15 protein-coding genes are annotated in these 25,745 nt (G+C 62.1%); 5 read left to right on the top strand and 10 right to left on the bottom strand.

All coding sequences use genetic code 11. The features are described from left to right. Positions 1-18: 18 nt before the first annotated feature. Complete coding sequence (locus tag AC2CGI_RS06930; protein ID WP_015377903.1) at positions 19-810, bottom strand: Fic family protein; 792 nt, start codon at positions 808-810, stop codon at positions 19-21. Positions 811-875: 65 nt separating this feature from the next. Here AC2CGI_RS06930 and AC2CGI_RS06925 point away from each other — a divergent pair, with 65 nt between their 5' ends. Next, entirely contained in the window at positions 876-1,172 is a 297-nt protein-coding gene (locus AC2CGI_RS06925; protein WP_015377904.1) for a winged helix-turn-helix transcriptional regulator, read from the top strand. A gap of 4 nt (positions 1,173-1,176) precedes the next feature. Here the strand turns inward: AC2CGI_RS06925 and entS are convergent, their stop codons facing one another. The 4 genes from entS to fes are packed head-to-tail and all read right to left on the bottom strand — an operon-like array spanning position 1,177 to position 12,626. Beyond that, positions 1,177-2,460 carry an enterobactin transporter EntS gene (gene entS, locus AC2CGI_RS06920; RefSeq protein WP_076741241.1) on the bottom strand — a complete coding sequence of 428 codons (1,284 nt, stop codon included), beginning with the start codon at positions 2,458-2,460 and terminating at the stop codon, positions 1,177-1,179. A gap of 58 nt (positions 2,461-2,518) precedes the next feature. Beyond that, complete coding sequence (locus tag AC2CGI_RS06915; protein WP_076741240.1) at positions 2,519-11,014, bottom strand: amino acid adenylation domain-containing protein; 8,496 nt, start codon at positions 11,012-11,014, stop codon at positions 2,519-2,521. A gap of 50 nt (positions 11,015-11,064) precedes the next feature. Next, positions 11,065-11,289 (bottom strand): MbtH family protein, encoded by a 225-nt coding sequence (locus tag AC2CGI_RS06910; protein WP_004937955.1) that lies wholly within the window; start codon positions 11,287-11,289, stop codon positions 11,065-11,067. Positions 11,290-11,318: 29 nt separating this feature from the next. Then, entirely contained in the window at positions 11,319-12,626 is a 1,308-nt protein-coding gene (fes, locus tag AC2CGI_RS06905; RefSeq protein WP_015377907.1) for an enterochelin esterase, read from the bottom strand. A 200-nt stretch (positions 12,627-12,826) separates the two neighbouring features. Between fes and AC2CGI_RS06900 the strand changes: the two genes are divergently transcribed. Further along, positions 12,827-15,016 carry a TonB-dependent siderophore receptor gene (locus tag AC2CGI_RS06900; RefSeq protein WP_076741239.1) on the top strand — a complete coding sequence of 730 codons (2,190 nt, stop codon included), beginning with the start codon at positions 12,827-12,829 and terminating at the stop codon, positions 15,014-15,016. Between the two features lie 50 nt (positions 15,017-15,066). Here the strand turns inward: AC2CGI_RS06900 and AC2CGI_RS06895 are convergent, their stop codons facing one another. Then, positions 15,067-15,687, bottom strand: coding sequence for a helix-turn-helix transcriptional regulator (locus AC2CGI_RS06895; RefSeq protein WP_033643117.1), 621 nt, complete (start codon positions 15,685-15,687; stop codon positions 15,067-15,069). A 513-nt stretch (positions 15,688-16,200) separates the two neighbouring features. On the opposite strand from AC2CGI_RS06895, the gene AC2CGI_RS06890 reads away from it, so the two are divergent. Both AC2CGI_RS06890 and AC2CGI_RS06885 read left to right on the top strand, forming a co-directional pair. Next, positions 16,201-16,548, top strand: a complete 348-nt coding sequence (locus tag AC2CGI_RS06890; RefSeq protein WP_033643118.1) for an antibiotic biosynthesis monooxygenase family protein — start codon at positions 16,201-16,203, stop codon at positions 16,546-16,548. Between the two features lie 542 nt (positions 16,549-17,090). Further along, the gene (locus AC2CGI_RS06885) at positions 17,091-18,365 is read left to right on the top strand and encodes a Glu/Leu/Phe/Val family dehydrogenase (RefSeq protein ID WP_033643119.1); all 1,275 of its coding nucleotides are present in this window, start codon (positions 17,091-17,093) and stop codon (positions 18,363-18,365) included. Positions 18,366-18,404: 39 nt separating this feature from the next. On the opposite strand, the gene AC2CGI_RS06880 is transcribed toward AC2CGI_RS06885, so the two are convergent. Further along, positions 18,405-19,943: a long-chain-fatty-acid--CoA ligase gene (locus tag AC2CGI_RS06880; protein WP_033643120.1), complete on the bottom strand. Its 1,539-nt coding sequence runs from the start codon at positions 19,941-19,943 to the stop codon at positions 18,405-18,407. A 133-nt stretch (positions 19,944-20,076) separates the two neighbouring features. Here AC2CGI_RS06880 and AC2CGI_RS06875 point away from each other — a divergent pair, with 133 nt between their 5' ends. Further along, positions 20,077-20,646: a DJ-1/PfpI family protein gene (locus AC2CGI_RS06875; protein WP_033643121.1), complete on the top strand. Its 570-nt coding sequence runs from the start codon at positions 20,077-20,079 to the stop codon at positions 20,644-20,646. Between the two features lie 7 nt (positions 20,647-20,653). Here the strand turns inward: AC2CGI_RS06875 and AC2CGI_RS06870 are convergent, their stop codons facing one another. The 3 genes from AC2CGI_RS06870 to AC2CGI_RS06860 form a co-directional block, all read right to left on the bottom strand. Further along, positions 20,654-21,007 carry a DUF1493 family protein gene (locus tag AC2CGI_RS06870; protein WP_047026092.1) on the bottom strand — a complete coding sequence of 118 codons (354 nt, stop codon included), beginning with the start codon at positions 21,005-21,007 and terminating at the stop codon, positions 20,654-20,656. Positions 21,008-21,162: 155 nt separating this feature from the next. Beyond that, entirely contained in the window at positions 21,163-22,605 is a 1,443-nt protein-coding gene (locus AC2CGI_RS06865; protein ID WP_033645806.1) for an efflux transporter outer membrane subunit, read from the bottom strand. Position 22,606: 1 nt separating this feature from the next. Further along, on the bottom strand, positions 22,607-25,744 hold the full coding sequence (locus AC2CGI_RS06860; RefSeq protein ID WP_076741238.1) for an efflux RND transporter permease subunit: 3,138 nt from the start codon (positions 25,742-25,744) through the stop codon (positions 22,607-22,609). Position 25,745: the final 1 nt, after the last annotated feature.

The raw sequence follows: 25,745 nt of genomic DNA, 5'->3' as shown, positions 1-25,745 counted from the left end.
CTAAATAGCATGCATTTTTCACTGCATGCTATTTAGATCACTTAATGATGAACCATAGAGCAGATGAATACAGTTACAGTAAAATCGGATGATGTTATCCCACTCTGAGAACAAAAATGCCTCGCGTAAACTGAGAACATACCCACTACGTGCTGCATAACACAGCTCGGTGAGAGGGATGTAATCAGATGATATATTATTCAGCATCATGTTAAAAAAAAGCCTGGATGCACGACCGTTTCCGTCTAAAAGCGGATGAGCGTGTACAAACATAACGGAAAAAACAATAGACACAAACAAACAGTGCGTATCATCATTTTTCAGTGCATACGCACGTAAGGAATACAATGACACACTAAGCATTGACATATCAATAAACTCGGTGTACCCACCCTCTTCATCAGGGACGGTTCTTATATTCCCCTGCCGAATAATGTTAGACTCATCTTTTATTTTTCGCCCGGCATCACTGATAAACCCAATGAACGATTCATCACTGAGCAGTTTATCTATAAAAACAGGTTCTGCATGCTGATAGAAAGAAAACTCTTTACGACTGGTCGCGTTTTCACTGGGGAATATTTTTGGATCTACATGATTACTAAGGCGATGTTGCAATAATTTTACCCTGTCTGTTTTTATTGCCTCAATAGCATTATTGACCATTTGTTCATATCCAATATTTGTCCTCTTTATCAATTGCTGAGTCTTACCCAGTAATACAAGACTATCCTTGTGAAGATGACTTACATCAGGATATGCGAACGGTTGTAATTTGATGACATTACCATTTAGAACGTAGTTTCCCATGCTTCCTTTCTCTCTATCTTCCCTAAAACACCCAGCATAATTTCTTTTTTTTTCATAAATGCTTCATGTTTGTTAATGTTTTATTTCCCCCATCCTTCTGGCTCATTAGCGCCAACTTCAGTACGAACGCTCTGCTCAGCGGGAAAAAATCTGCGTGCTGCATCGGCACCATTTCGTACAAGACGCTCAGTTCGACGCTGAAAGAGCTGGAAAAAGATCGGTTGGTGGTGAGAAAGGAGTATCCGCAGATCCCGCCCAAGGTGGAGTACAGCCTGTCCGAGCGCGGGCGTTCGCTGATCCCGGTGATCGACATGATGTGCCACTGGGGGGAACAGCACCGGCCGGAACCGCCGGTGCCATAAGGGGTTAATTGTCCGCCGCCGCTGAGGTTGCCGGCGCGGGTTCATCGTGCTCGACCAACGCGTCCGCCGGCCGGCACTGGCGCAGCGTGCGCACGCTGCATGCCACCAGCACGCCCAACAAGGCGGCGAACGCACCGAACGACAGCACGCTCATCAACGGGGTAAACATCTTGCCCAGAACGCCGAGCCCCAGCGCGCCGATCGAATCGCCGGTCACGTCCTGTGCGGTGCCGAGGCTGTTCACCCGCCCCAGCAGATGGTCCGGCGTGTTGCTCTGGATCAGCATGAACTGCAGAAGTGAGGCGATGGCATTGGCATAGCCGTAGCACACCAGCGCCAACAGCGCCGGCGCCAGATGGCTGAACAGCCCCAGCGATGCGATGGCGGTGAACGCGACGATCGCGGCGGCCAGAATCAGCACGCCAGGGCGAGAGAAACGCCCCACCCAGCCGCTGGTCAGCGCGCCCAACATCGCACCGAGCGGCACTGCGGAGTACATCAGACCAATAGAGGACGCGCCGACGTGGTAAGCGTCCTGCGCCAGCGCCGGGAACAGCACCCTGACGGCGCCGACGATGCTCATCAACATCCCCAGCAACACCACCGAGCCGACCACCTTATTGCGCCAGACAAACTGGAAGCCGCTGGCGAGCGCGCGCAGCGGATGTTCCGGCTCCTGCTGCTGCGGCAGCAGCGTCGGCAAGCGCACCAGCGGCACAAGGGTGCCCAGCGTCCCGGCCGCCGCGACGGCGAAAGCGATACCGACGCCGCCGAACACGATGATAATCCCGCCCAGCGCCGGCGCCAGGATCGCGCCGATGCGCACCGTCACCATGCTCAAGGCCCCCGCCGCCGCCAGGTTTTCACGCCCCACCAGCAGCGGGATCACCGCCATCAGCGCCGTCATGCCCAGCGCGCCAAAGAATCCGTCCCAGGCTGCCAGCAGGTAGAGCGCCCACAGCGACGGCGCCGGGGCGAAGGCGTTCAGACTCAGGGCGACAAAGCCCAGCCCGCAGGTGCCGCGCGCGAACAGGATCAGCTTGCGGCGATCGTAGCGATCGGCGAGTACCCCGCCCAGCATCAGGCCGATAAACATGCCTGCGCCGTCCAGCGCCACCGCCACGCCCACCTGCAACGTGGAGCCGGTCATCGCCTGGATCTGAATCGGCACCCCCACCGCCAGCATGCCGAGGGAAAACACCGACAGCATGCGGGCGCAGAAAATCGCACGAAAATGCGCATTGCTTCTCAGCAAACTGAAATCAAGAAAAAAAGAAGGTCTGGCCATAGTGTCCTGCATATCATGTTTTAGTACGGGCCGTGGCGCACGCCCCGGCCCGGTTGCGTTATATCAACCCGTATTGCCGCGTCAGCAGCGAATGCAATAGCGGCCCAAGCGTCTCCAGCGAGGCCGGCGACAGGATGTCTGCGTGCTCGCAGCCTTGGTGATGACAGATCAGCCCATCCAGATACGGCGCCCACACGGCGTTGATATCCATCTCTGGCGGCAGCGTCCGGTCGGCGACGAACAGCGTCGCCGTGCCGTGGAAACGCTGACTGCGCGCCTGAGAAAGAAGGCGCACCGCGTCGCGGTAGTTGGCGACAATGCTGTCAAACATCGCCGCCTTCTCCGCCATCAGCGCCGGATCGCCATGATCTTCCGCCATAAACTCGGCCTGCTCCTGCGCCACCTCCTTCTGCGCCTCCTCCTCGGTGGGGCCGGTCCAGTCCTGGCCTTCCGGCGGATAGGTATCCAGCATGCCGAGGAACGCCACCTCCTCCCCCTGCTGCTGCAGACGCGCGGCCATCGAATGCGCCAGCGTGCCGCCGAGCGAATAGCCCAGCAGGTAGTAAGGCCCCTGCGGCTGCAGGCGGCGCAGGGTGGCGAGATGACGATCGACCATCTGCTCAATGTCCTCACAGGTGGCGATGACGCCGTCCGGTCTTGGCGACTGCAGGCCGATGATCGGGTAACTCCCCGGCAGATACCGGCTCAGCCCCGAGTACTGCCAGGCGAAACCGGAAGCCGGATGCAGGCAGAACAACGCCGGGCCTTGGCCGGCCCGCAGCTGCAGGCATTCGCCGACGCCGCGGCTTTCGGCCGAGTTGGCGGCCTGCACGTCATCAAGCAGATGCGCCATCTTCTCCAGGCTGCGGGCGAACATGATTTGCCCGACGGTCAATGGCCGAGAGACGCGCCGCCGCAATTCCGCCGCCAAACGCATCGCCAGCAGCGAGTGGCCGCCCAGTGCGAAGAAGTCGTCGTCGGCGTACACGTTTTCACGGCCCAGCAGTTCCCCGAACAGCGCCGCCAGCAGGCGCTCGCTGTCGCTGCGCGGCGCGCGGCCGCTCTGCGGGTTCAGCTGCGGCCGCGGCAACGCCTTGCGATCCAGTTTGCCGCTGGCGCTGAGCGGGAAGCTGTCGGTCATGACATAGCTGACCGGCATCATATGCGCCGGCAAACGCGCCTCCAGCGCCTGATGCAGTATGGCGGTATCCAGCGTCACGCCCGGTTGGGCGATCAGCCAGGCGACCAACTGCCGCATATCGGCGCCGCCCAGTCCCGTCGCGCCCTCGCCCAGTTCGATGGCGTGCACCGCCGCTTGCGCTACCCCCGGCTGCGCCAGCAGCGCCTGCTCGATTTCACCCAGCTCGATGCGCTGGCCGCGGATCTTCAGCTGATCGTCGCTGCGGCCCAAATACTCGACGCTGCCGTCCTCCAGCCAGCGGGCGATATCGCCGGTGCGATACATGCGAGCGCCGTTGCCGGCGGGATCGGCGACAAACCGCTGCGCCGTCAATCCCGGCCGATGCAGATAGCCGTCGGCCAGCTGAATGCCGCGCAGGTAGAGATCGCCGGCGCAGCCGACGGGCACCGGCCGCAGCATGGCGTCGAGAATGCTCAGTTGGGTGTTCCAGACCGGTTTGCCGATCGGCACGCCGGCGCCGATCACCGCCGCCAATGCCTCGCCGGACGCCGGTTGATAGGTAACATCGACCGCCGCCTCCGTCGGGCCATACAGGTTATGCAGCGGCGCGGCAACCAATGCCTGATAGCGGGATGCCAGTTCACACGACAGCGCCTCGCCGCTGCAGAACACGCGTTTCAGGCTGGCGGCGGCGCGCTGCGGCGCCCGTTCGTTCAGCGCCTCAACCCAGATAGCCAACATCGACGGAACGAAATGCAGCGTGGTCACGCCATAGTCGTCGATCAAGGTCGTCAGCGCCTGCGGATCGCGGTGCGCCTCCGGCGGCGCCATCACCAGGCGCGCGCCGACCATCAGCGGCCAGAAGAACTCCCAAACGGAAACGTCGAAGCTGCACGGCGTTTTCTGCAGGACCACGTCCTGCGCATCAAGCGCATACTCATGCTGCATCCAGAACAGACGGTTGACGATCGCCCGGTGATTCACCACCACCCCTTTCGGCCGCCCGGTCGAACCGGAGGTATACAGCACGTAGGCGGGATAATCGCCGTTCCCCGCCGGTGGGCGCGGCGCAGGCATACGCCCGCTGTCATCCAGCGCATCGAACCGCAGCGTCGGCGCCAGCGCGGCGAAGCGGGCATCCAACGCGCTCTCGGTGATAATCAGCCGTGGTTTGGCGTCCTCCACCATGTAGGCCAGCCGCTCGTCCGGATAGCCGGTATCCAGCGGCAACCAGGCGGCGCCGGTCTGCACAATCGCCGTCAGCGCCAGGCTGAGGCGCACCGAACGCGGCAACGCCACCGCGACGATATCGCCCGGCTGAATGCCGGCCGCCGTCAGCCGTTCGGCCAACAGCGCGGCCTGGCGCTGCATGTCACGGTAGCTGAGGCTGTGCCCGGCGTCCTGCAGCGCGATGCGTTCCGGCGTGCGCCGCGCTTGATCGGCGATCGCCTGATGCAAGGTGGTGTCCGCCACCGCCTGCCCGGTGCGGTTGACCGCCGCGACCAGCGCCTGCTCCTGCGGCGTTTGCAATTGCCAGCGCGGCAGCGGCAGATCCGGCTGCGCTATCCATTGTTGCAGCAGCGCCATCAGCCGTGCGGCGAAGCGTTCAGGCTGCGGCACCGAATCGCGGTACTCCATCAGCAGACGCAGGCGCTCGCCCGGCAGCACCAGCAGCGTCAGCGGATAGTGGGTATAGCCTTTGTTACGGATGGCATCGCAGCGCAAGGAACCTGCGCCGCCAAGCAAGGCGTCGTTGTCCGGGTAGTTTTCCACCACCAACAGCGTGTCGAACAGCGTGCCCGCCCCGGCCAGATGCTGGATCTCCCCCAAGCCCAAATCGTCGTGCTCCAGCAGTTCAATCTGCCGATGCTGCAGTTCGGTCAGTTGATCCGTCAACGAACGGTCATGCTGCAGACGAACCCGCACCGGCAGCGTGTTGCTGAACAGGCCAACGTGTTCCTCAATCCCTTCTATCTGGCCAAAGCGGCCGGAAACCGGCGAGCCGAACACCACGTCCTGATGGCCGCAACAGCTGGCCAGCTGCAGCGCCCAGATGCCCTGCATCAGGGTATTGAGCGTCAACCCGCGTTCGCGGCACAGGGTCAGCAAGCGCCTTTCCTCGGCCGGCGGCAGCGTCATTTCCAACTCATGCACGCGATCGTTATGCGATTCACCGAACAACAACGTCGGGCGCACATCCTGCAGCGTCTCACGCCAGAGGCGGCGCGAGGCGTCGGCATCCCGCGCGGTCAGGCGGCGCACGATATCGGCGTAGTTCGAGCGCAGCGGCGGCAACGCCTGCTCGCCTTCACGCAGGGCCAGCATCAGATCGTTGAGCACCACCGGCGTCGACCAGCCGTCGACAATCAGATGGTGTGCGTTAAGGAACAGCGTGTAGCGTTCGCTATCGCCGTGTTTGATCCGCAGCGCATGCAGCATCGCACCCGGCTGATTAAACAGATCGCGCCGCAGCTCTTCCTGTTCCAGTTCATGCAGCGCCTGCGCTTCTTGCTCTTCGGACAGCGGCGGCAGCTTACGGCTGTCCAGCGGCCAATGGCTTTCCTGCGGTATCAGCTGCAGCGGTTCCCCCTCGCGGTTGAACCGGGCGGCCAGCTGCGGATGGCGGCGGATCACCGCATTCAGCGCTTGCTGGAGTTGATGTTCGTCCAGCTCGCCGCAGAGGCTCAGGCGCGTCAGCGAGTTATAGCTGCCGCCCTGCTGCGCCGTCTGCGCATGGAACAGCAGGCCATGTTGCAACGGCAACAGCGGCAGCGCCGCCGCCAACGGCCCGCACTCTTGCTCCCAGGCGCGCACCGTCTCATCGGCAACGTTCGGCTGGGCGATCTCGGCCGCCACCAACGTTGCCGCCGCGCGTTCGGGATGACGCTCGGCAAACTCGCACAGTGAACGCACCGCTTGCTCGATGCCGCTGTGCAGCTGCGCAATGTCGCTCTCGCTGAAAATCGCCTCCAGCCAGCTCCAGTTGATCGCCAGGCAGGCGCCGTCGCGCCGCTCTTCGACAAAGATATTCACCTCCAGGCCATACGACAGCGCCTGTTGCGCATCCTGCGCCACGGCGAAGGCGTCGCGGAAGCGGGTTTGGCTGCGTTGCGGCGTCCAGTGCCCCTCATCCTGGCTGAAACGCCCGAGGTAGTTGAACAAGATCTCCGGCGCATTGCGCTGCGCCAGCGCCGCCAGTTCGTCACGCTGCGGATGCAGATAACGCAGCTGGCCATAACCGACGCCGCGATCGGCCACCGCTCGCGTCGCCCGTTTCACCGCACGCACGGCCTCATTGTGCTCAGCGTCATGCAGTTCAATGTGCAGCGGATACTCCGCCGTCAGCCAGCCGACGGTGCGGGCCAGATCGAGTCCGTCGTCCAGTTCTGCGCGGCCGTGCGACTCCAGAGAGAAACGCAGCGAAGCGGCCTGGAAACGGCGGCGGCAGGTCTGAGCCAGCGCGCACAGCATGATCTCTTCAACCTGCGCGCGGTATCCCTGCGGCAATGTGCCGAGCAGCGCGGCGGTCAGCCGGCTGTCGAGCAACGTGCGTTTTTCCGATACGTCGCCAGTGCGATCGCTAAGCGGATCCAGCGCGCGTCGCCCCAAACGCGGTGCGCCGTCCGCCAGCATCCGCCGCCAGAACGGCAGCTCGGTTTCCCGGCGTTCAGCGTCGGCTCGTAGGCGTGCAGACCACTCATAGAGCGAGGTTTCTTCCGGCGGCAAGGTGATCCGCTGCCCCTGCATGGCGCTGTTGGCCACCTGCCGCAGCTCGTCGAGCAGGATGCGCCAGGAAACGCCGTCGACTACCAGGTGATGGATCGCCAGCACCAGCCCCAGGCTCTGCCCGTCGCGCTGCAACAGGATGCCTTGCATCATGGTGCCGGCAGCCGGTTCGAGATGGTCAAGTGCGGCATCAAACGCCTGTTCCGCCGCTAACTCCAGCTCACCGGATACGTTATGAACCTGCATCAGTTCACCGCCGGCGGCGGTTTCAACCACCAACTGCCCCTCGCGGATCCGCGCGCCCAGCGCCGGGTGCGCCGCACGCAACTGCTCCAATGCATAACGCAGCTGTTCCGGTTGCAGCTCGGCAGGCACGCGCAGAAAAACGCCGTGCGCGAAGCGACGATGCATATCGCCCGTCTCGGCAAACCAATGCAGGATCGGCAGCCCGTCGATCGGGCCTTGTTGCACGCTGCGTGCAGCCTGAGAGTCTACGGCCAGCGGCTGCATCGCCTGCGCCATGCGCGCGGGGGTGTGCAGCGCGAAGATCTCGCGCGGCCGCAGCAGATACCCTTTGCGCCGCAGGGCGGTGCCCAGCCCCATCGCCGAGATGCTGTCGCCGCCGAGCGCGAAGAAATCGTCGTCGGCGCCGATGCGATCCATCCCCAGCAGCTGCGCCATGGCGCCGCAAATCAGCCTTTCCTGCTCGGTGGCCGGCTCGCGAATGCTTTGCGCCAGAGTCTCCTGCGGTTTGGGCAGCGCCTGGCGGTCAATCTTGCCATTCACGTTAAGCGGCAGCTCCGGCATCACCACCAGGATCGCCGGCACCATATAATCCGGCAGACGTTGCGCCAACTGCCCCAGCAGCTCGCTTTGCAGCGAGGGTGAGGCACGGCGCGCGTCATCCTGCACCGAGCAGTAACCGATCAGGCGATAGGTGGCGCCGATCGGCTCGGCGATCGCTACCGCCCGCCCCACGTCCGGCAAGGCGGCCAAGGCGCTTTCCACCTCACCCAGCTCGACGCGGAAGCCGCGCACCTTGATTTGGTGATCGGTCCGGCCAATGAACACCAGCTGGCCCTCCGCGCTCCAGCGCATCAGATCGCCGCTGCGGTACATCACTTCGCCTTCGGCGAACGGATTGGCGACAAAGCGCGCCGCCGTCAGATCCGGGCGCCGCAGGTACCCGCGCGCGATGCCTTTGCCGGAAATGTACAGCTCGCCCGCCGCGCCGATCGGCACCGGCTGCAGGCGGCCGTCGAGCAGCCAGACTTCGGTATTGGCGAGGGGCCGGCCAATCACCGGCTGTTCGGCGGCCGTGACCGGCGCGCCGAGGGTATCGACGGTGTATTCGGACGGGCCGTAATAGTTGTGGATCTCCACCTCCGGATGCTGCTGCATCAGGTTCCACAGCGTCGGCGTTGCCGCCTCGCCGCCGATCATCACGAACGCCGGCAGCGGGAACTGCCCCTTCAGCAGGCCGCAGTCCACCAGTTGCGAGAAGAATGACGGCGTGATGTCCAGCAGATCGATCGGCGTCTGTTGGGTTTGTTCGAGCAGCGCCCAGGGATCGCGGCGCAGCTCCTCATCGAAGATGACCAGTTCGCTGCCCATCATCATGCAGAACAGCGGTTCCCAGGAGGAGTCGAAAGAGAACGAAGCGGTATGGCCGGCGCGCAGGCGTCGCCCATGGCGAGCCTGGAATTTTTCGATCGCCGGGCCAAACAGCGAGGCCTGATGCGACAGGAACAGGTTCAGCAGCCCGCGGTGCGTGGACATCACGCCTTTGGGTTTGCCGGTCGAACCGGAGGTGTAAATCATATAGGCCAGATGCGCCTCGTTCAGCGGCGCACGCCGTTCGGCATCCGTTATCGGCGCAGCTTCGGCGGCCGCGCAGCGCGCCAGGCACGCTGCGTCGTCCAGGCACAATACCTGTGGCAGATCCGGCATATTGGCCTGCGTAGCGCGGTGGGTCAGCAACATCGCCGGCCGCGCGTCGTCGCACATCAGCGCCAGGCGTTCACGCGGGTAATCCAGATCGAGCGGCATATAGGCCGCGCCGCTGGCCAACACGCCGAACAGCGCGACCAGCGTGTCCACCGAGCGCGGAATGCCGATGGCGACCACGTCTTCCGCGCCGATGCCGCTTTCGATCAGCACTCGCCCCAGCTGCATCACCCGTTCGGAGAGCTGACGGTAGCTGAGGCGCACATCGCCGCAGGCCACCGCCAGCGCCTCGGGCTGCCGCTCAACCTGGCGCTGGAAAGCGTCCATGATTGACACCATGCCCGCCGGCGGCGTCAGATGCGCGCCGCGCCCCCAGGCCGCGAGCTGCTTTAACTCCCCTTCGCCGATCAACGCCAGTTGACCGTTCGGCTGGTGCGGCTGCCGCGCCAGTTGCTGCAGCCAATGGCCGATGCGCTCCGCGTGGTGATGCAAGGTGCGCGGCGAGTATTTGGCCGGGTTGGCCACCAACGACAGCGTCAGCACGCCGTTGCGAAAGCCGATCTCAAACTCGAGATCGTCGACCGGCCCCATCGCCAGCGTATGGGTAACGGCCGCCTGGCCGTCGAAGGACAAGGCGCTGTGGTAGACCTTGACGTTGATCACTGGGCCGTACAGCTCCTGATGGCCGCCGACCAGGCCGAGATCGCGTTTGATCTGCTCCGCTTCATAGCGTTGATGGCGGCGCGCCTGTTTGATTTGCGCCACGGTCGCCTGGCAGACGTCCGCCAGCGACATCTCCGGCGTCACATTCAGCAGCAGCGGCAGCACGTTAACCACCGGGCCGACCGCCGCCAGCGCCTGGGAGCCCATACGGCGCATGAAAGGAAAACCGAGTGAAAAGCGGGTTTCGCCGCTCATGCGCGCCAGATACATCGCCAGCGCCGCCGTGACGATATCGGCCGGTTGCAGCGACTGCAGCGCTTCGTCAAACAGCGATTCCGGCAGCACCAGCGCCTGTTTGAGCGGCCGGGCGCCCGGTTCAACCTCCCGACTCTCCGTCGATAACGACAGCGGCGACGGCAAATCGCGCAGATGCTGTTGCCAGAATTCGCCCGCCCGCCGGCGCGCCGGCGACGTTTGCCATTGCTGAAACTCTGCCACCACCTTGCCGAACGGGGTAAACGGCGATGCCGCCGGCGACAGCCCGTGTCGCAGCGCGCGATAGATATCGGCGATCCGACGGGTGATGGCCTCGAAGCTAAAGCCGTCCAGGGTCAGATGATGAAAGCGCTGGTACCAGAACCAGCGATCGGCGTTGACGCGGATCACCGCATGGCGATAGAGCGGCCGTTCGCCGTCCGCCGGCAGATCCTGCGCCAGATCGTCGTTCATCAGCGCCAGCGCCGCCTGCTCGGCGTCCGGCCGCGCGCTGAAATCGAACCACTCCGGCGCCTGCACGCGTGCGGGATCGGCTATCAGCGGTAAACGCTGCACCGGCTGGCCGTCCTGCGCCTCAAAGAATCGCGCCTGAACCGTATCCGCTTCGGCCAGCCCCTGACGGATCGCGCGCTCCAGCGCCGAACGATCGATAGCGCCGTGCAGTTCGGTGTAGTGCGCCACGGCGAAGCTGTTGCGGCGCAGCGCGATTTGGTCGGCGATCCAGATCCCCGGTTGCGCAGCAACCAGCGGATAATCCCGATACTCGACCTGAGTATCCGGTAAAGAAAGCGTTTCTGACATGGTGTCTGTCCTTTCCCTCAAACGGAATATATCGATTGACTGCCTGGCGCTTAACGCGCAGCATCCGCCGCTTTCAGCGCCGCCGGCCGCATGTCCTGCCAGTGCGTTTCGATGTAGTCGATGCACTCGCCGCGCGACGCCGGCCCCATCAGCACGCGCCACCCCTGCGGCGTATCGGCAAACTGCGGCCACAGCGAATACTGCTGCTGCGCGTTGACCAGCACGGAGAAACGGAGGCTTTCGTCATCGAACGGGTTTTGTTGTTCCTGAGTCATTTGCATTACCTGTCTGTCAAAATGTGGGATTACTTCATTGCGGAAAGCAGCCGGCGCACGCCGTCCACCAGGCCGCCGCGCCAGCAGAGCGCGTCATGTCCGCCGGAATACACGCGGTAGTCGGCGCGGTGCCCGGCCGCCGTCAGCGCCTGGTGCATCTGGCGATTGACGAATTCGATGTCCGCCTCCCGATCGCCGGCCTGTTGGATCACGGTGAGCTTGGGTGCCGCCGCGTTGCGCTGCCGAACCTGGCGTATCAGCCAGCCTTCCTCCAGTTCGTGGCGTTTTTCGAACTGGGTAACAAATTGCACCGTAGGCCACCAGAAAGAGCCGGACTGGCTCAGCACGTGGCCGAAGCGCTCTGGCCAGTGCAAACCGGCGTATAACGCCGCCAGCCCGCCGTAGCTCTGGCCGGCGACCACGGTGCGCGCCCCAGTCTCGCTGAACGCTTCGCGGCGCTGCGCCTGCGGCAGCAGTTCGTCGATCACCGCCTGCCAGAAGACGGCGTTGCAGGGCAGCTCGTTTTCCCGGTATTCACCATCGATCGCATCGATCAGCAACCAGCACGCGGGAGGCAACTGCCCTTTTGCGGTTTCGTTCTCGATCACCGGCAGCAGCGCATGCCTTTCGATCCAGTTTTGGCCGTCGAGCAGCAGCACCAGCGGGCGGTTCGCTTTCACCGCCGCGTCGCCGCTGGCATACAGCCAAACGCGCCGCTGGTTACCCAGCCGTTCGCTGTGCCACTGAAATCGCTGTAGCCGCGCCTCATCCAGCGGCCGATCGGCAGCCTGCCAGGCGCTTTGATCGTCGGCATCCGGTCCTTGCGCCAGGGATACGGGCCGCGGGCGATGAGACGGCCCCAGCGAGAGCCGATTCAGCGGATCGGCGATCGCCAACGGGAACAGCGATACCCACCAGGCACGCTGCTGGCGGTCGCGTAACGTTTCGTCGTCGCTGAAGACGGGGGGGAGATCTCGCTCGGTAATGGGGATCAGGCTGTAGCTGCCGCGCCAGCGGCGATCGATAACGGCCGAGCCGTACCAAACGTCGGTGCCGGGGAGCCTGGTCAGGCTGCTGGGGGACGTGCTGTGGTGATCGGTAATGCCGTTGATATCGGCGTAAACGCGGCATATCGGCGAGTGCCGTTCATCGCCGGCGGGGTCGCGCCATAGCCAGGTCATTTTGACGTGGCGTTCGTCGAGCGCGTCGACGATGGGCGTGCCCTGCGCGGCAACCTTTTGCCACCACGCGGATTGCCCTGCCGCCTCTTCACGCAGCCATTGCGCCGCCAATCCCTCAAGGTCGTTTCCTGGCCTCTTTTCCGGCAAAAACTCCATAGCGCCCCTTACATAACATGAGTGATTTTTACAAAACCTGACAATCGTATTGATACTCATTATCATTTTCAATACTATTTGTCGGATTTTTACCGTCGTGCACATACGGCGTCTCCGCGTCGACGGGTGAATACCGCTCGTCGATATTTCGGGGTTTATCAGGGTGGCATAACACACAACGCAGGTATGCAGGAGAGATAATGAAGATTAAAAACAAAGGGATAGCTAACGGGAATGCGGAGGCGATGTCCGCCAGGCGTCTGTTGCTGGGATCGGCGCTGGCGTTATTGCCCTTGGCGCAACACGCGTCTGCGGCAGCGGACGAAACGATTTTGGTGACCGCCGACGCGCAAAACAGCGTGACCGCGCCGGTCAAAGGGATCGTCGCCAAAGAGAGCGCCGCCGGCACCAAGACCGCCGCCTCTCTGCGCAAGACGCCGCAGTCCATCTCGGTGGTCACGCGCGAGCAAATGAACGACCAGGAGCCGGCGTCGGTCGCCGACGCGCTGAACTACACCAGCGGGGTGATCACCACCTACCGCGGCAACTCCAACCGCAATGACGAAGTGATCAGCCGCGGCTTCCGCTATGCGCCCAAACTGCTCGACGGCCTGCACTTTGGCCTCTCGAGCCAAAACGGCGGCGCCGGGCAGATCGACCCCTGGCTGCTGGAGCGCGTGGAGATGGTGCACGGCCCGGCCGGCGTGCTGTACGGCCAGGTCAGCCCCGGCGGCGTGGTGGTGATGACCAGTAAACGCCCTACCGCCCAGAGCATTCACGAAGTCAAATTCAGCACCGGCAACCGCCATCTGGCGGAAACGGCGTTCGATTTCGGCGGCAAACTCAACGACGACAACACCCTGTTCTATCGCCTGAACGGTATCGCCAGAACCGAGCACGAGTTCGTCAAAGACAGCAAGCAGCAACGGGTGGCCATCGCGCCGGCCTTCACCTGGCTGCCGAACGAAGACACCAGCTTTACGCTGCTGACCAGCTACCAGAACGATCCGAAAGCCGGGTCGCGCAACTTCCTGCCGCGTGCCGGCACGCTGTTCCCGACCAGCGCGGGCTATGTGCCCTATGACTTCAACGTCAGCGAGCCCAGCTTCAACAAATCGCGGCGCGAGCAGGCGTCGATCGGTTACAGCCTCGAGCACAACTTCAGCGATGCGCTGTCGTTTACCCAGAACCTGCGCTTCACTCACCGCGATGAAGACTATAAATATCTGGTCTATAACGTAAATTCTGACGTTAACGACCACACCGTGACGCGCAGGGCGCAGCATGAAACGCAGATGACCAACGAGTTTGGCGTGGATAACCAGCTGAAGGGCCTGTTCGATACCGGCGAGGTGAAGCACACCGTGCTGGGCGGGCTGGATTACCGCTACAGCCATAGCGATTCGAAGATGTATCGCGATCGCGGCAACGATTACCCGATCGACTGGGCCAATCCGGTTCGCCCCAGCATTGATGGCAGCGCGCTGACGCTGGTTTCCAGCGAATTGAAGACGCTGAATCAGGTCGGGGTGTATCTGCAGGATCAGCTGGAGTGGAATAACTGGAACCTGCTGCTGTCCGGCCGCCAGGACTGGTCGCAGGTCAACACCCGCGATCGCACCGCCGGCGGCAAAGAGCAGACCTACAACGATGCCCAGTTCACCGGCCGCGCGGGCCTGCTCTACGCCTTCGACAACGGCATTTCGCCGTATGTCAGCTACAGCACCTCGTTCGATCCTAACCTGTATCCGAGCGCGCCGGGCGCCGATCCGCTCAAGCCGACCACCGGCAAACAGACCGAGGTGGGCGTGAAGTACCAGATCCCGGGCGGCAATACCCTGCTGACCCTCTCCTGGTTCGATATTACCCAGCGCAACGTGGCGTCCTATAACCGTCTCACCTCCGCCTATGAGCAGATTGGCGAGGTGAAATCCAAGGGGATTGAGGCGGAAGTGCACGCTCAGCCGACGCCGGCGATCAAGCTGACCGCCGCCTATACCTACACCGACGTAGTGACCAAAGACTCCAACTCGGCGGACGAAATCGGCCACAGCCCGGCGGGCATCCCGCGCCACGCGGCGTCCGCCTGGGGCAGCTACAGCTTCCTGAGCGGCGCGCTCAACGGCCTGACCGTCGGCAGCGGCGTGCGTTATATCGGCGATGCGCCGGCCGACGCCACCGGCCAGTACGACGTGCCGCACTACACGCTGTACGACGCCATGGTGAAGTATGACCTCGGTCAGGCTTCGTCGGCGCTGCGCGGCGCTGCGCTGCAGCTCAACGTGCAGAACCTGACGGACAAGAAATACGTTTCGTCGTGCAGCGGCGAGTACGCCTGCTTCTACGGCAGCGGCCGCAGCATTATCGCTTCGGTCAACTACCGCTGGTAACGAAAATGGGCGGCCAGCGCCGCCCCTTTCTTCCACCTTTCCCGCCGCGTTTACTCTTGCTTCAATTCCCGCAGATGCTTGTACACCGTGGCGCGCCCCATCGACAGCACGTTGGCGATATAGTCCGCCGCGCTTTTGGCCTTGAACGCCCCCTGATGATAGAGATCGCTGACCAGCCGCCGTTTCTGTTCGCGGCTCAGCGCGCCGAGCGCAGCGTTCTCGCGCCGCAGCCAGTCATGCAGGAAGGTATTGATCTTCTCTTGCCAGTCGTCTTTGAACAGCTGTTGCGGCTGCGGCTGCAATCGCGTGACCGACAGGAACATATCCAGCGCGTTGCGGGCGTCCTCGAACATCGCGGTGCTCAGGTTGATGCACAGCAGATAGCTGGGGTTACCCTGCTCGTTGCGCGCGGCGATGCTCACCGAGCGCATCTTTTTGCCGTCCCAGTTCAGCTTTTCGTAGGGGCCGGTCACGTTGGCGCCGCCATCAAACGTGAAATCTTCCAGCCCCGCGTCGTCGCCCGGTTTGCGCTTCGACAGGTTGTTCGCCAGGTAGGCTATCTTGTTGGCGGCCAAATCGTGGATCACCACTTCCGCATTCGGGAAAAACAGGGCCGCGATGCCGTCGGCGACCGACCGCAACAGTTCAAGTTGAGAAGAAGAATTCGCCACGCTGGGGTGTCTCCGTATAGCCCGGTTTGGTTTGTTGTTCAGCCGCTTAGCATACCGCAGTTGCCGCCGCTTGCCGAGCGGATGGCGTTGTTTTCCCCCTCACCACCGGCTGCGCCGCAAGTGACCTTTTATCCCGACGGGGGGGCATGATTGGCCATTGCCGGTCGCCGGCGAAATAACGCCCGCCCCTTCAAAGAGGAAAAGGAAATAGGTTAACCACGCCGTTCATCTACCGTTTTTTTATTTAAAAACCGCCCCTTTGCCAATGACATTAATAACCGCACCACCGTTATTGAATTATTGCTTAAGGCCGTTGGCAAGTTGATTAGCAAACTCCCTTATGCAAGAAAAATCTCATACAAATCATCATGTTTTGCATAAAGCAAAGCGCCAATTCAGATTATTCCTAATTATTTATTTCAGACATCAGGAATAAATTTAACCTGCAGTACTGCAATAAGGATGCAGCTTAATTTGAGTTGTATAAGCAATTTAATTTAAAGGACTTTTATTATGAATTATGAATCCAAGGCGGACTGTTCCGCCAACAGCTACATTATTGAAATTTCAAGTTTTAAACTGCCGGCCTCACTCAGCCCTGAAGCGTTTGCCGTATTGGACAAGCGCGTTGAAGAGGAATTTATCTCGAACCAGAACGGGTTTATTTCGCGTGACTCAGGCATCAGCGTAGACAATGAGCCTCGCTGGGTGAACATTGTAAAATGGGAGACGCTGTTGGATGCGGATGAAAACATCTACCAATTTACGCAAGCTTCCGCGCCGGCGTCCGTCAAAGAATATCTGGCGAGTATCGGCGCTGAACCGGTGGAATTACAACGCTATCAGCATACCGGCGCCTAATGCGTATCGGATGACCACGCCACCGCGGCGCGGTCTTCTTTAAACGCTGATTCGCCAAACCAGAACGGGTGGCCGGCCGCTCGCGGTCACCCGTCCGTTTCAGGTGAACACGCTTTTCAGCCCACTCTTCTGCCGCAATACAGTAAAACAGCCCCGAATCATGCTTCTCGCTGCCAAGGCAAAACGCGGCGGCAGACGGCGTTTTAACAGGATTTTAACGCTGCCGAGGGGAAACGCCATTGTCAACATAGCAGTTAAATAAAATGAAACTTTTTGATCACATTCAAGCTTCTGAAAAATAGATATAAAGGGTTTTTATGCGTTTTATATGCATAAAGTATGCATGCGCCCGCTAACGACCGGCGAAAAGTAATTAACTATTCATTTACCGCCCTGCAGGCGGCGAAAAACCGTCCGCTGGCCCGATGAGCGGGGGGCTAACAACCGGCATAATTAGTGGTAAATTTAGCGGCGCAAAGTGTTATGCGCTTGCTAATCCACGGTTAAACGAAATAAATACCTCTAAAATATAAAGGTTGGTTATGGAAAAGCTATCCTACGCTTCAGACAGCAGCACCACCGCTTGGGCTACATATCTGCAACAAATCGATCGCGTCGCCCCTTACCTCGGCGACCTCTCACGCTGGGTTGATACGCTGCGTCACCCTAAACGCGCTTTGATTGTCGATATCCCGCTGCAGATGGACGATGGCACCATCCGTCACTTCGAAGGCTTCCGCGTACAGCACAACCTGTCGCGCGGGCCGGGTAAAGGCGGTATCCGCTTCCACCCTGACGTCGATCTGAACGAAGTGATGGCCCTGTCCGCCTGGATGACCATCAAGTGCGCCGCGGTCAACCTGCCGTACGGCGGTGCCAAGGGCGGCATCCGCGTCGATCCGTTCAAACTGTCTGAAGGTGAACTGGAGCGACTGACCCGCCGCTACACCAGCGAAATCGGCTTCATCATCGGGCCACAGAAAGACATTCCTGCGCCGGACGTCGGCACCAACGCCAAAGTGATGGCCTGGATGATGGATACCTACTCCATGAACCACGGCACCACCATCACCGGCGTGGTAACCGGTAAGCCAATCCACCTCGGCGGCTCCCTGGGCCGTGAGAAAGCGACTGGCCGCGGCGTGTTCGTCACCGGCAGCGAAGTGGCCAAGCGTCTGGGCGTGCAGATCGAAGGCGCCAAAGTGGCGGTGCAAGGCTTCGGTAACGTGGGCAGCGAAGCGGCTCGCCTGTTCGTCGGCGTCGGCGCTCGCGTCGTCACCATCCAGGACCACTCCGCAACCCTGTTCAACGCCAACGGCATCGATCTGGCCGCGCTGACCGAATACCAGGCCAAGCACAAGCAGATCGCCGGTTTCCCAGGCGCCAGCGAGATCGAAAGCGAAGCGTTCTGGTCGGTTGACATGGACATCCTGATCCCTGCGGCGCTGGAAGGCCAGATCACCCGCCAGCGCGCCGAAATCCTCAGCGCCAAGCTGGTGCTGGAAGGGGCTAACGGCCCAACCTTCCCAGAAGCGGACGACATTCTGCGTTCCCGTAACATCACCGTGGTTCCGGACGTTATCTGTAACGCCGGCGGCGTAACGGTCAGTTACTTCGAGTGGGTGCAGGACATGGCGAGTTACTTCTGGAGCGAGTCCGAGATCAACGAGCGTATGGACAAGATCATGACCGACGCGATGGTCCACGTCTGGAACAAGGCCGCAGAGAAAGAGTGCAGCCTGCGCACCGCCGCTTATATCGTGGCTTGTGAGCGCATCCTGACCGCACGTAAAGAGCGTGGCATCTACCCAGGTTGATGCCCGTTTCCCGGCCTGCCCCGGCAGGCCGGATTTTCCTCAGCGCAAACAGCGTTTCAACACCTTACCGGTACTGGTCATCGGCAAGCGTTCGACAAACTCGACGATACGCGGATACTTGAACGCCGCCAGCCTCTCCCGGCTCCAGGCGATCAGCGCCTCTTCCTCGATCGGCTCCTCCGTCTCTTTCAACACCACCACCGCTTTGATCTCTTCACCCAGCGAAGGATGCTCGACACCGATCACCGCCACCAACGACACCGCCGGATGGCGAATCAGCGCCTCTTCAATCTCGCGCGGATAGACGTTGAACCCGCCGCGAATGATCATGTCCTTGGCCCGATCGACGATGAAATAGAAGCCGTCGGCATCGCGGCGCGCCAGATCGCCGGTGCGGAACCAGCCGTTTTCCAGCACTTCCGCCGTCGCCTCAGGGCGGTTCAGATAGCCTTTCATGATGTTGTAGCCGCGCACCGCGATCTCTCCCACCTGATCGACACCGTCGATCGGTTGCCCGGTGACGTCGAGCAAGCGAACCTCCACGCCCCAGATCGGTTGGCCGATGGAGCCGGGTTTGGTCACGCGGTGCGGATGGTTAAAGGTGGCGACCGGGCTGGTTTCCGACAGCCCATACCCTTCGAGAATGTTGACGCCGAAGCGGCGCGAGAAATCCTCCAGGATCTGCACCGGCAGGCTGGCCCCGCCGGACACCGCCATACGCAGCGTGCTGCGCAGGCGCTCGATATCCGTATGCTCATCCAGCGCATTCAACAACGCCCAATACATGGTCGGCACGCCGGCAAAAAAGGTAATGCCGTGCCGCTGCATCAGCGCGATGGCCTGCGCGGCGTCGAAGCGTTCGACCAGCACCAGGGTGGCGGCGGCGGAAAATCCGGCATTCATCTGCACCGTCGAACCAAACGTGTGGAACAGCGGCAACGTCACCAGATGGCGATCGGGATCCGTTTCCGAGCCGTCGAACAGCCTCACCGATCCCAGCGCGTTAAGCACCAGGTTGGCGTGGGTCAACTCCGCCCCTTTGGCCCGGCCGGTGGTGCCGCTGGTATACAGCACCACCGCCGTGTCGCTTTCGAGCGTCGCGGCCGAAGCGAACTCGGTGGCCTGTGCGGCTATCGCCGTGCTGAAACGTTCGCCTTCGAGCGGCAGCCGATCGCCGATGATAAACACCTCACGGCATTGCTCCGCCTTCGCCGCCGCCCGCAGCGCCTCTTCCCCCAACGGCAGGCCGCTGCTGCCCTCGAAACAGAACAGCGCCACCGCCGCCGAATCCGCCAGGTAATAGTCGAATTCTGCGCTTTTAAGCAGAATATTCAGCGGCACCACCACCGCGCCACTTTTGAGAATGCCGTAATAGATAGCCGGAAACTCCGGCCGGTTTGTGCAGGCCAGCGCCACCCGTTCACCGGGCCGCACGCCGCGCGCGACCAACAAATTCGCCACCCGGTTGGCCATTTCATTCAGCGCCCGATAGCTGAGCAGTATATCGTCCTGTATCACCGCCGGCCGTTCCGGCCAGGTGCGCGCACTTTCTTCAAGCAAGGTAGCCAGATTCAGCATCGGGGATCCTCCCTGGGTTGAGCGGCGAGAAAGCGCCGCAGTATCACGAGTATAGATAGGCGCTTTACGGTTCGCATTCCCAGGGGCGCTGGGCTATACCTTAGGCATTCCCCCTCCTGCTGGAGTTGTGATCATGAGCAAGAAAAAAATCCTGATGCTGGTCGGCGACTACGCCGAAGATTACGAAACCATGGTGCCGTTTCAGGCATTGCAAATGCTTGGCCATTGGGTGGATGCCGTGTGCCCCGACAAAGCCGTCGGCGACTACATCCAGACCGCGATCCACGACTTTGACGGCGCGCAGACCTACAGCGAGAAACCCGGTCATCGTTTTACCCTGAACGCCGACTTTGCCGCCGCCAAAGAAGAACACTATGACGCGCTGTTGATCCCCGGCGGTCGGGCGCCCGAATACCTGCGCCTGAATCCCGACGTGATCGCGCTGGTGCAGGCGTTCGACGCCGCCAAAAAACCGATCGCTGCCGTTTGCCACGGCCCGCAGCTGCTGGCGGCGGCTGGGGTGTTGAAGGGCCGCACCTGCAGCGCCTACCCGGCTTGCGCCCCGGAGGTGCGGCTCGGCGGCGGCCACTATGCGGAGATCGGCATCGATCAGGCGCATGTCGACGGCAACCTGGTCACCGCCCCGGCCTGGCCGGCGCATCCGCAGTGGCTGGCGAAGTTCGCCGAGCTGCTGGAGCAGTAACCTGGCGCTAGCGCAATTGCTCGATAAGAAAATGGATGTCGTACAGCCAGCGTTTGGCGCGCGCCGAGCGCACCAGCATCGATACGCACAGCGGCCGGGTGTGTTCTTTACAGGCGGAGGGGGAAAACCAGCGCCCGGTATTGCTCGGCGGCTGGAAATACAGCTCGTGGTTGTAATTGCTGCTGTCGACGCCGAAGGTATCGAAGTAGCGGCGCATCAGCGTGTTGGAGTCGCTGAACGACAGGTTGAGCGCGGTGTTAATCTCGGTTTCCGGGGTGATGACCGCCCCCTTCTTCTGCCGCCCTGGTGTGTTGAATGCGGCGATAAGCGCGATGACCTGTTGCTGAATGTCTTCTGCCATGACGACCTCGAGCCGATATGAAGAAAAGGTGAATGCAATTATCTGTCTGACTCTGCCCGCCGCGGCGAGTTCGGGCCGCCGCGCGGGTTTTCCGTTTCTTTACACTTTCCATAAAAAGCGCGCGCAGCCAAACGCCCGGCGCGCGCGGTCGAAGGTTAGCGGCTGAGCGTCGTCTTGTCGGCGATGACGCCATCCCCCTGCCGCTCGGCGGCAACCCCGCCGCCCAACACTTTATACAGGGTCGCCTGATTATCGTACGCCGTCTGCTGCGCGGCGATCAGCGACTGCTGCGCCGTATACAGCGTGCGCTGCGCGTCCAGCACGGTCAGATAGCTGTCCACGCCCTGGCGGTAGCGCAGTTCGGCCAGACGATAATATTGCTGCGCCGCCGCCACATAGCCGGTTTGCGCCGCCAGCTGCTCCCGCAGCGTGGCTTTGCGCGCCAGCGCGTCGGCGGTTTCCTGAAATGCCGTCTGCACCGCTTTCTCATAGGTGGCGACATACAGATCTCTCTGCGCTTTGCTGTAGTTCAGTTGCGACGTGTTATAGCCGCCGCTGAAAATCGGCAGGCTGATGCTCGGGGCGAATGACCAAACGCCCGCGCCGTGGCTGAACAGCGACGAGAGTTCACCGCTGCCCACCCCGCCGCTGGCGGTCAGGCTGATCGACGGGAAGAACGCCGCCCGCGCCGAGCCGATATTGGCGTTGGCGGATTTCAGGTTATGCTCCGCCTGCAGCACGTCCGGCCGCGTCAGCAGCACCTGCGAAGACACCCCGGCCGGCAGATCGCGCATGATCCCGCCCAGCGCGTCGATGCCGCCGGGCAGCAGGTTTTCCGGCACGCTTTGCCCCACCGCTAAATCCAGCGCGTTTTTCGCCTGCGCGGCGCTGGTCGCATAGCTGGCGGCGTCCGATCGCGCCTGTTGATAAACGGTCTCCGCCGACGCCACGTCGACCAGCGACGAGATGCCGTGCTGCTGGTTCTTACGCGTCACCTCCAGCGACCGTTTGGCGCTTTCCATCGTCTGCTGCGCCACCGCCAGATTGCTGCGCTCGGCCGCCACCGCCACCCAGTCGGTGACGATGTCGGCGATCAACGTCAGGCGGGTGCTTTTCGCCGCCTCCGAGTTCGCCAGATAGGTTTCGAACGCCGCCCGCGACAGGCTGGCGTTTTTGCCGAACAGATCCAGCTCAAAGGCGCTGACGCCGGCCTGCGCTTCGTAACTCTGGCTGATGGCGGTGGCATTGCCGTTGCCGGTCAGCGAACGCCCGCGACTGCCGTCGGCGGTGGCGTTGATCGTCGGCAACAGCGCTGCCCGCTGCTCACCGTACAGCGCGCGCGCCGAGGCGATATTGGCGATCGCCTCGCGCAGATCGCGGCTGCTGCTCAGCCCCATCGCCACCACCTGGCGCAGCCTGGCGTCCTGCACATAGTCGCGCCAGGCGACGTCCGGGTAGCTCAACGCCTGCTTGCCGGCGGCCTCGCCCTGCGGCAGGTTGGCGGGCACCGGCGCCGCCGGGCGCTGGTAGTGCGGATCCAGCGACAGACACCCGCTCAGCAGCAGCGGTAAAGTTAACATCATGACTCGTTGCAACACGTTATTCTCCTGCCTGCGACGGCGAGTTGGCGGGCCGACGGGTAAACATGCGGCGCACCAGCACATAAAACAGCGGTACGAAGAAGATCGCCAAGGCGGTGGCGGTGATCGTGCCGCCGATAATGCCGGTGCCGATGGCGATTCGGCTGTTGGCGCCGGCGCCGCTGGATACCGCCAGCGGCAGCACCCCGGCGGTGAACGCCAGCGAGGTCATCAGGATCGGTCGCAGGCGCATGCGCGCCGCGTGAACCGCCGCGCCAATCAGCGTTTCCCCCCGCTGGTGCATCTCCTCGGCGAACTCGACGATCAGAATGGCGTTTTTTGCCGACAAACCGACGATGGTCAGCAGCGCCACCTGGAAGTAGATATCGTTCTCCAGCCCGCGCAGCGTGATCGCAAGCAGCGAACCGACGATGCCCATCGGCACCACCAACATCACCGCAAACGGAATCGACCAGCTCTCATACAGCGCCGCCAGGCACAGGAACACCACGATGAGCGAAATGGCGTACAGCGACGATGCCTGGCCGCTGGTCAGCCGCTCCTGATAGGACAGTCCGCTCCAGGAATAGCTGCTGCCGGCGGAGAACTTCGCCGCCAGTTTCTCCATCTCGCTCATCGCCGTGCCGGAACTGACGCCGGCGGCGCCCTGCCCGGTGATCTCGAACGACGACAGCCCGTTATAGCGCGACAGGTTTTCCGGGCCGTAGATCCAGTGTGAGGAAGCAAAGGCGGAGAACGGCGTCATGCTGCTGTCGCCCGCTGCGTTGGTGCCGCGCACAAACCATTTGTCGAGATCTTCCGGCTTGGCGCGATACGCTACGTCGCCCTGCATATAGACTTTTTTCACCCGGTTGCGATCGATAAAGTCGTTGACGTAGGTGCTGCCGAACGCGCTGCTGAGCGTGCTGTTGACGTCGCCGGCGCTCAGGCCGAGCGCCTGCAGTTTGCCGCTGTCGATCTCCACCTGCAGCTGCGGCGTGTCCGGCAAGGTGTTGGCGCGCACCGCCAGCAGCGCCGGGTTGTTGCCGGCGGCGGCGACGATCTGATCGCGCATCGCCTGCAGCTCGGCGCGGGTGGTCGCCCCTTTGGCCTGCAGTTCGAAGGTGAAGCCGTCGGACTGGCCGAAGCCGTCGATCGCCGGCGGGCTCATGGAGAACACCTGGGCGTCGCGCAGCGAGGCGAAATGCGCCATGGCGCGCTTGGCGATGGAGTCGGCGGTGTTTTCACTGCCGCCGCGTTGGCTCCAGTCTTTGAGGCTGACGAACGCCATGCCGGCGTTTTGCCCGCTGCCGCTGAAGCCGAAACCGTTGATGGTGAAAATGGTGCTGACGTTGGCCTTTTCCTGCTCGAGGAAATAGGCGGTCACCGCCTCGCTCACCGCCGAGGTGCGGGCATTGGTGGCGCCGGCCGGCAAGGTGTACTGCACCATCACCGACCCCTGATCCTCATTGGGCAGGAAACCGGTCGGCAAACGCAGATACATCACGGCGGTGGCGATCAGCAGCAGGCCGTACAGCAGCAGATAGCGCGTCGGCCGGTGGATCACCCCGCCGACCTTGTCGGCGTACTTCTCCTGCAGCCGGTTATAACCGCGGTTGAATTTACCCAGCAGCCCTTTGTCGGTCTGTTCTTCATGCGACGCTTTCAGCAGCGTGGCGCACAGCGCCGGCGCCAGCGTCAACGCCAGCACCACCGACAGCACCATCGAGGAGACGACGGTGATCGAGAACTGGCGGTAGATCACCCCGGTGGAACCACCGAAGAACGCCATCGGCAGAAACACCGCCGACAGCACCAGCGCGATGCCGACCAGTGCGCCGGTGATCTCGCGCATCGATTTCTCCGTCGCCTCGCGCGGCGGCAGCTTATCTTCACGCATCACGCGTTCGACGTTTTCCACCACCACGATGGCATCGTCCACCAACAGCCCGATCGCCAATACCATGCCGAACAGCGTCAGGGTATTGATCGAGTAGCCGAACGCCGCCAGCACGCCGAAGGTGCCCAGCAACACCACCGGCACGGTGATGGTCGGGATCAGCGTGGTGCGCAGGTTTTGCAGGAACACGAACATCACCACCACTACCAGGACCACCGCTTCGAACAGCGTTTTCACCACCTCCTCGATCGAGATGTTGATGAAGTCGGTGCTGTCTTTCGGGTAGGCCACCTTATAACCCTGCGGCATCGCGCTTTGGTATTCCGCCACTTTGGCCTTCACCAGTTTGGCGGTATTGAGCGCGTTGGCGCCCGCCGCCAGCTTGACCGCGATCCCCGCCGCCGGGTGGCCGTTGAGGTGCGCGCTGGCGGAGTAGTCTTCGTTGCCCAGTTCAACCCGCGCCACGTCGCCCAGCCGCACCAGCGCCCCGCTGCTGTCGCTTTTCAGGATGATATTGCGGAACTGTTCCGGCGTTTGCAGCCGCGACTGCGCCTTCACCGTGGCGGTCAGCTGCTGGTCGGCGGCGGCCGGCAGATCGCCGATTTTACCGGCGGATACCTGGGTGTTTTGCGCCTCGATCGCCGTCTGCACGTCGGAAGGCATCAGCGCATAGCTCGCCAGCCTGGTCGGATCCAGCCAGATGCGCATCGCGTATTCCGAGCCGAACACCTGAACGTCCCCCACGCCCTCGATGCGCGACAGCGGATCCTGCAGGTTGCTGACCAGATAGTCGGAAATGTCGGCCATCGTCGCCTTGTCGGTCTCGTCATACAGCCCGACGATCAGCAAAAAGCTGCTCTGGGATTTCTTGACCGTCACGCCTTGGGCGGTGACCGCGCTCGGCAAGCGGCTTTCCGCCTGCTGAACTTTGTTTTGTACCTGCACCTGCGCGATATCCGGATCGGTGCCCTGATCAAAGGTGACGTCGATGCTGACCGAGCCGCTGGAGCTGCTGGTTGAAGAGAAATACAGCAGGCCATCCAGCCCGGTGAGCTGCTGCTCTATCACCTGGGTGACGCTGTTTTCCAGCGTTTCCGCGTCCGCGCCCGGGTAGGTGGCGGAGATGGAAATCTGCGGCGGTGACACGTCCGGGTACTGCGAGATGGGCAACGAATTGATCGACATCAGGCCGCACAGCATGATGATGATGGCGATCACCCAGGCGAACACCGGCCGCCGGATAAAGAACTGCGCCATA

This window comes from Serratia sp. LSHTC3, assembly GCF_057197125.1.
This window is presented reverse-complemented; position numbering and strand designations above follow the sequence as displayed.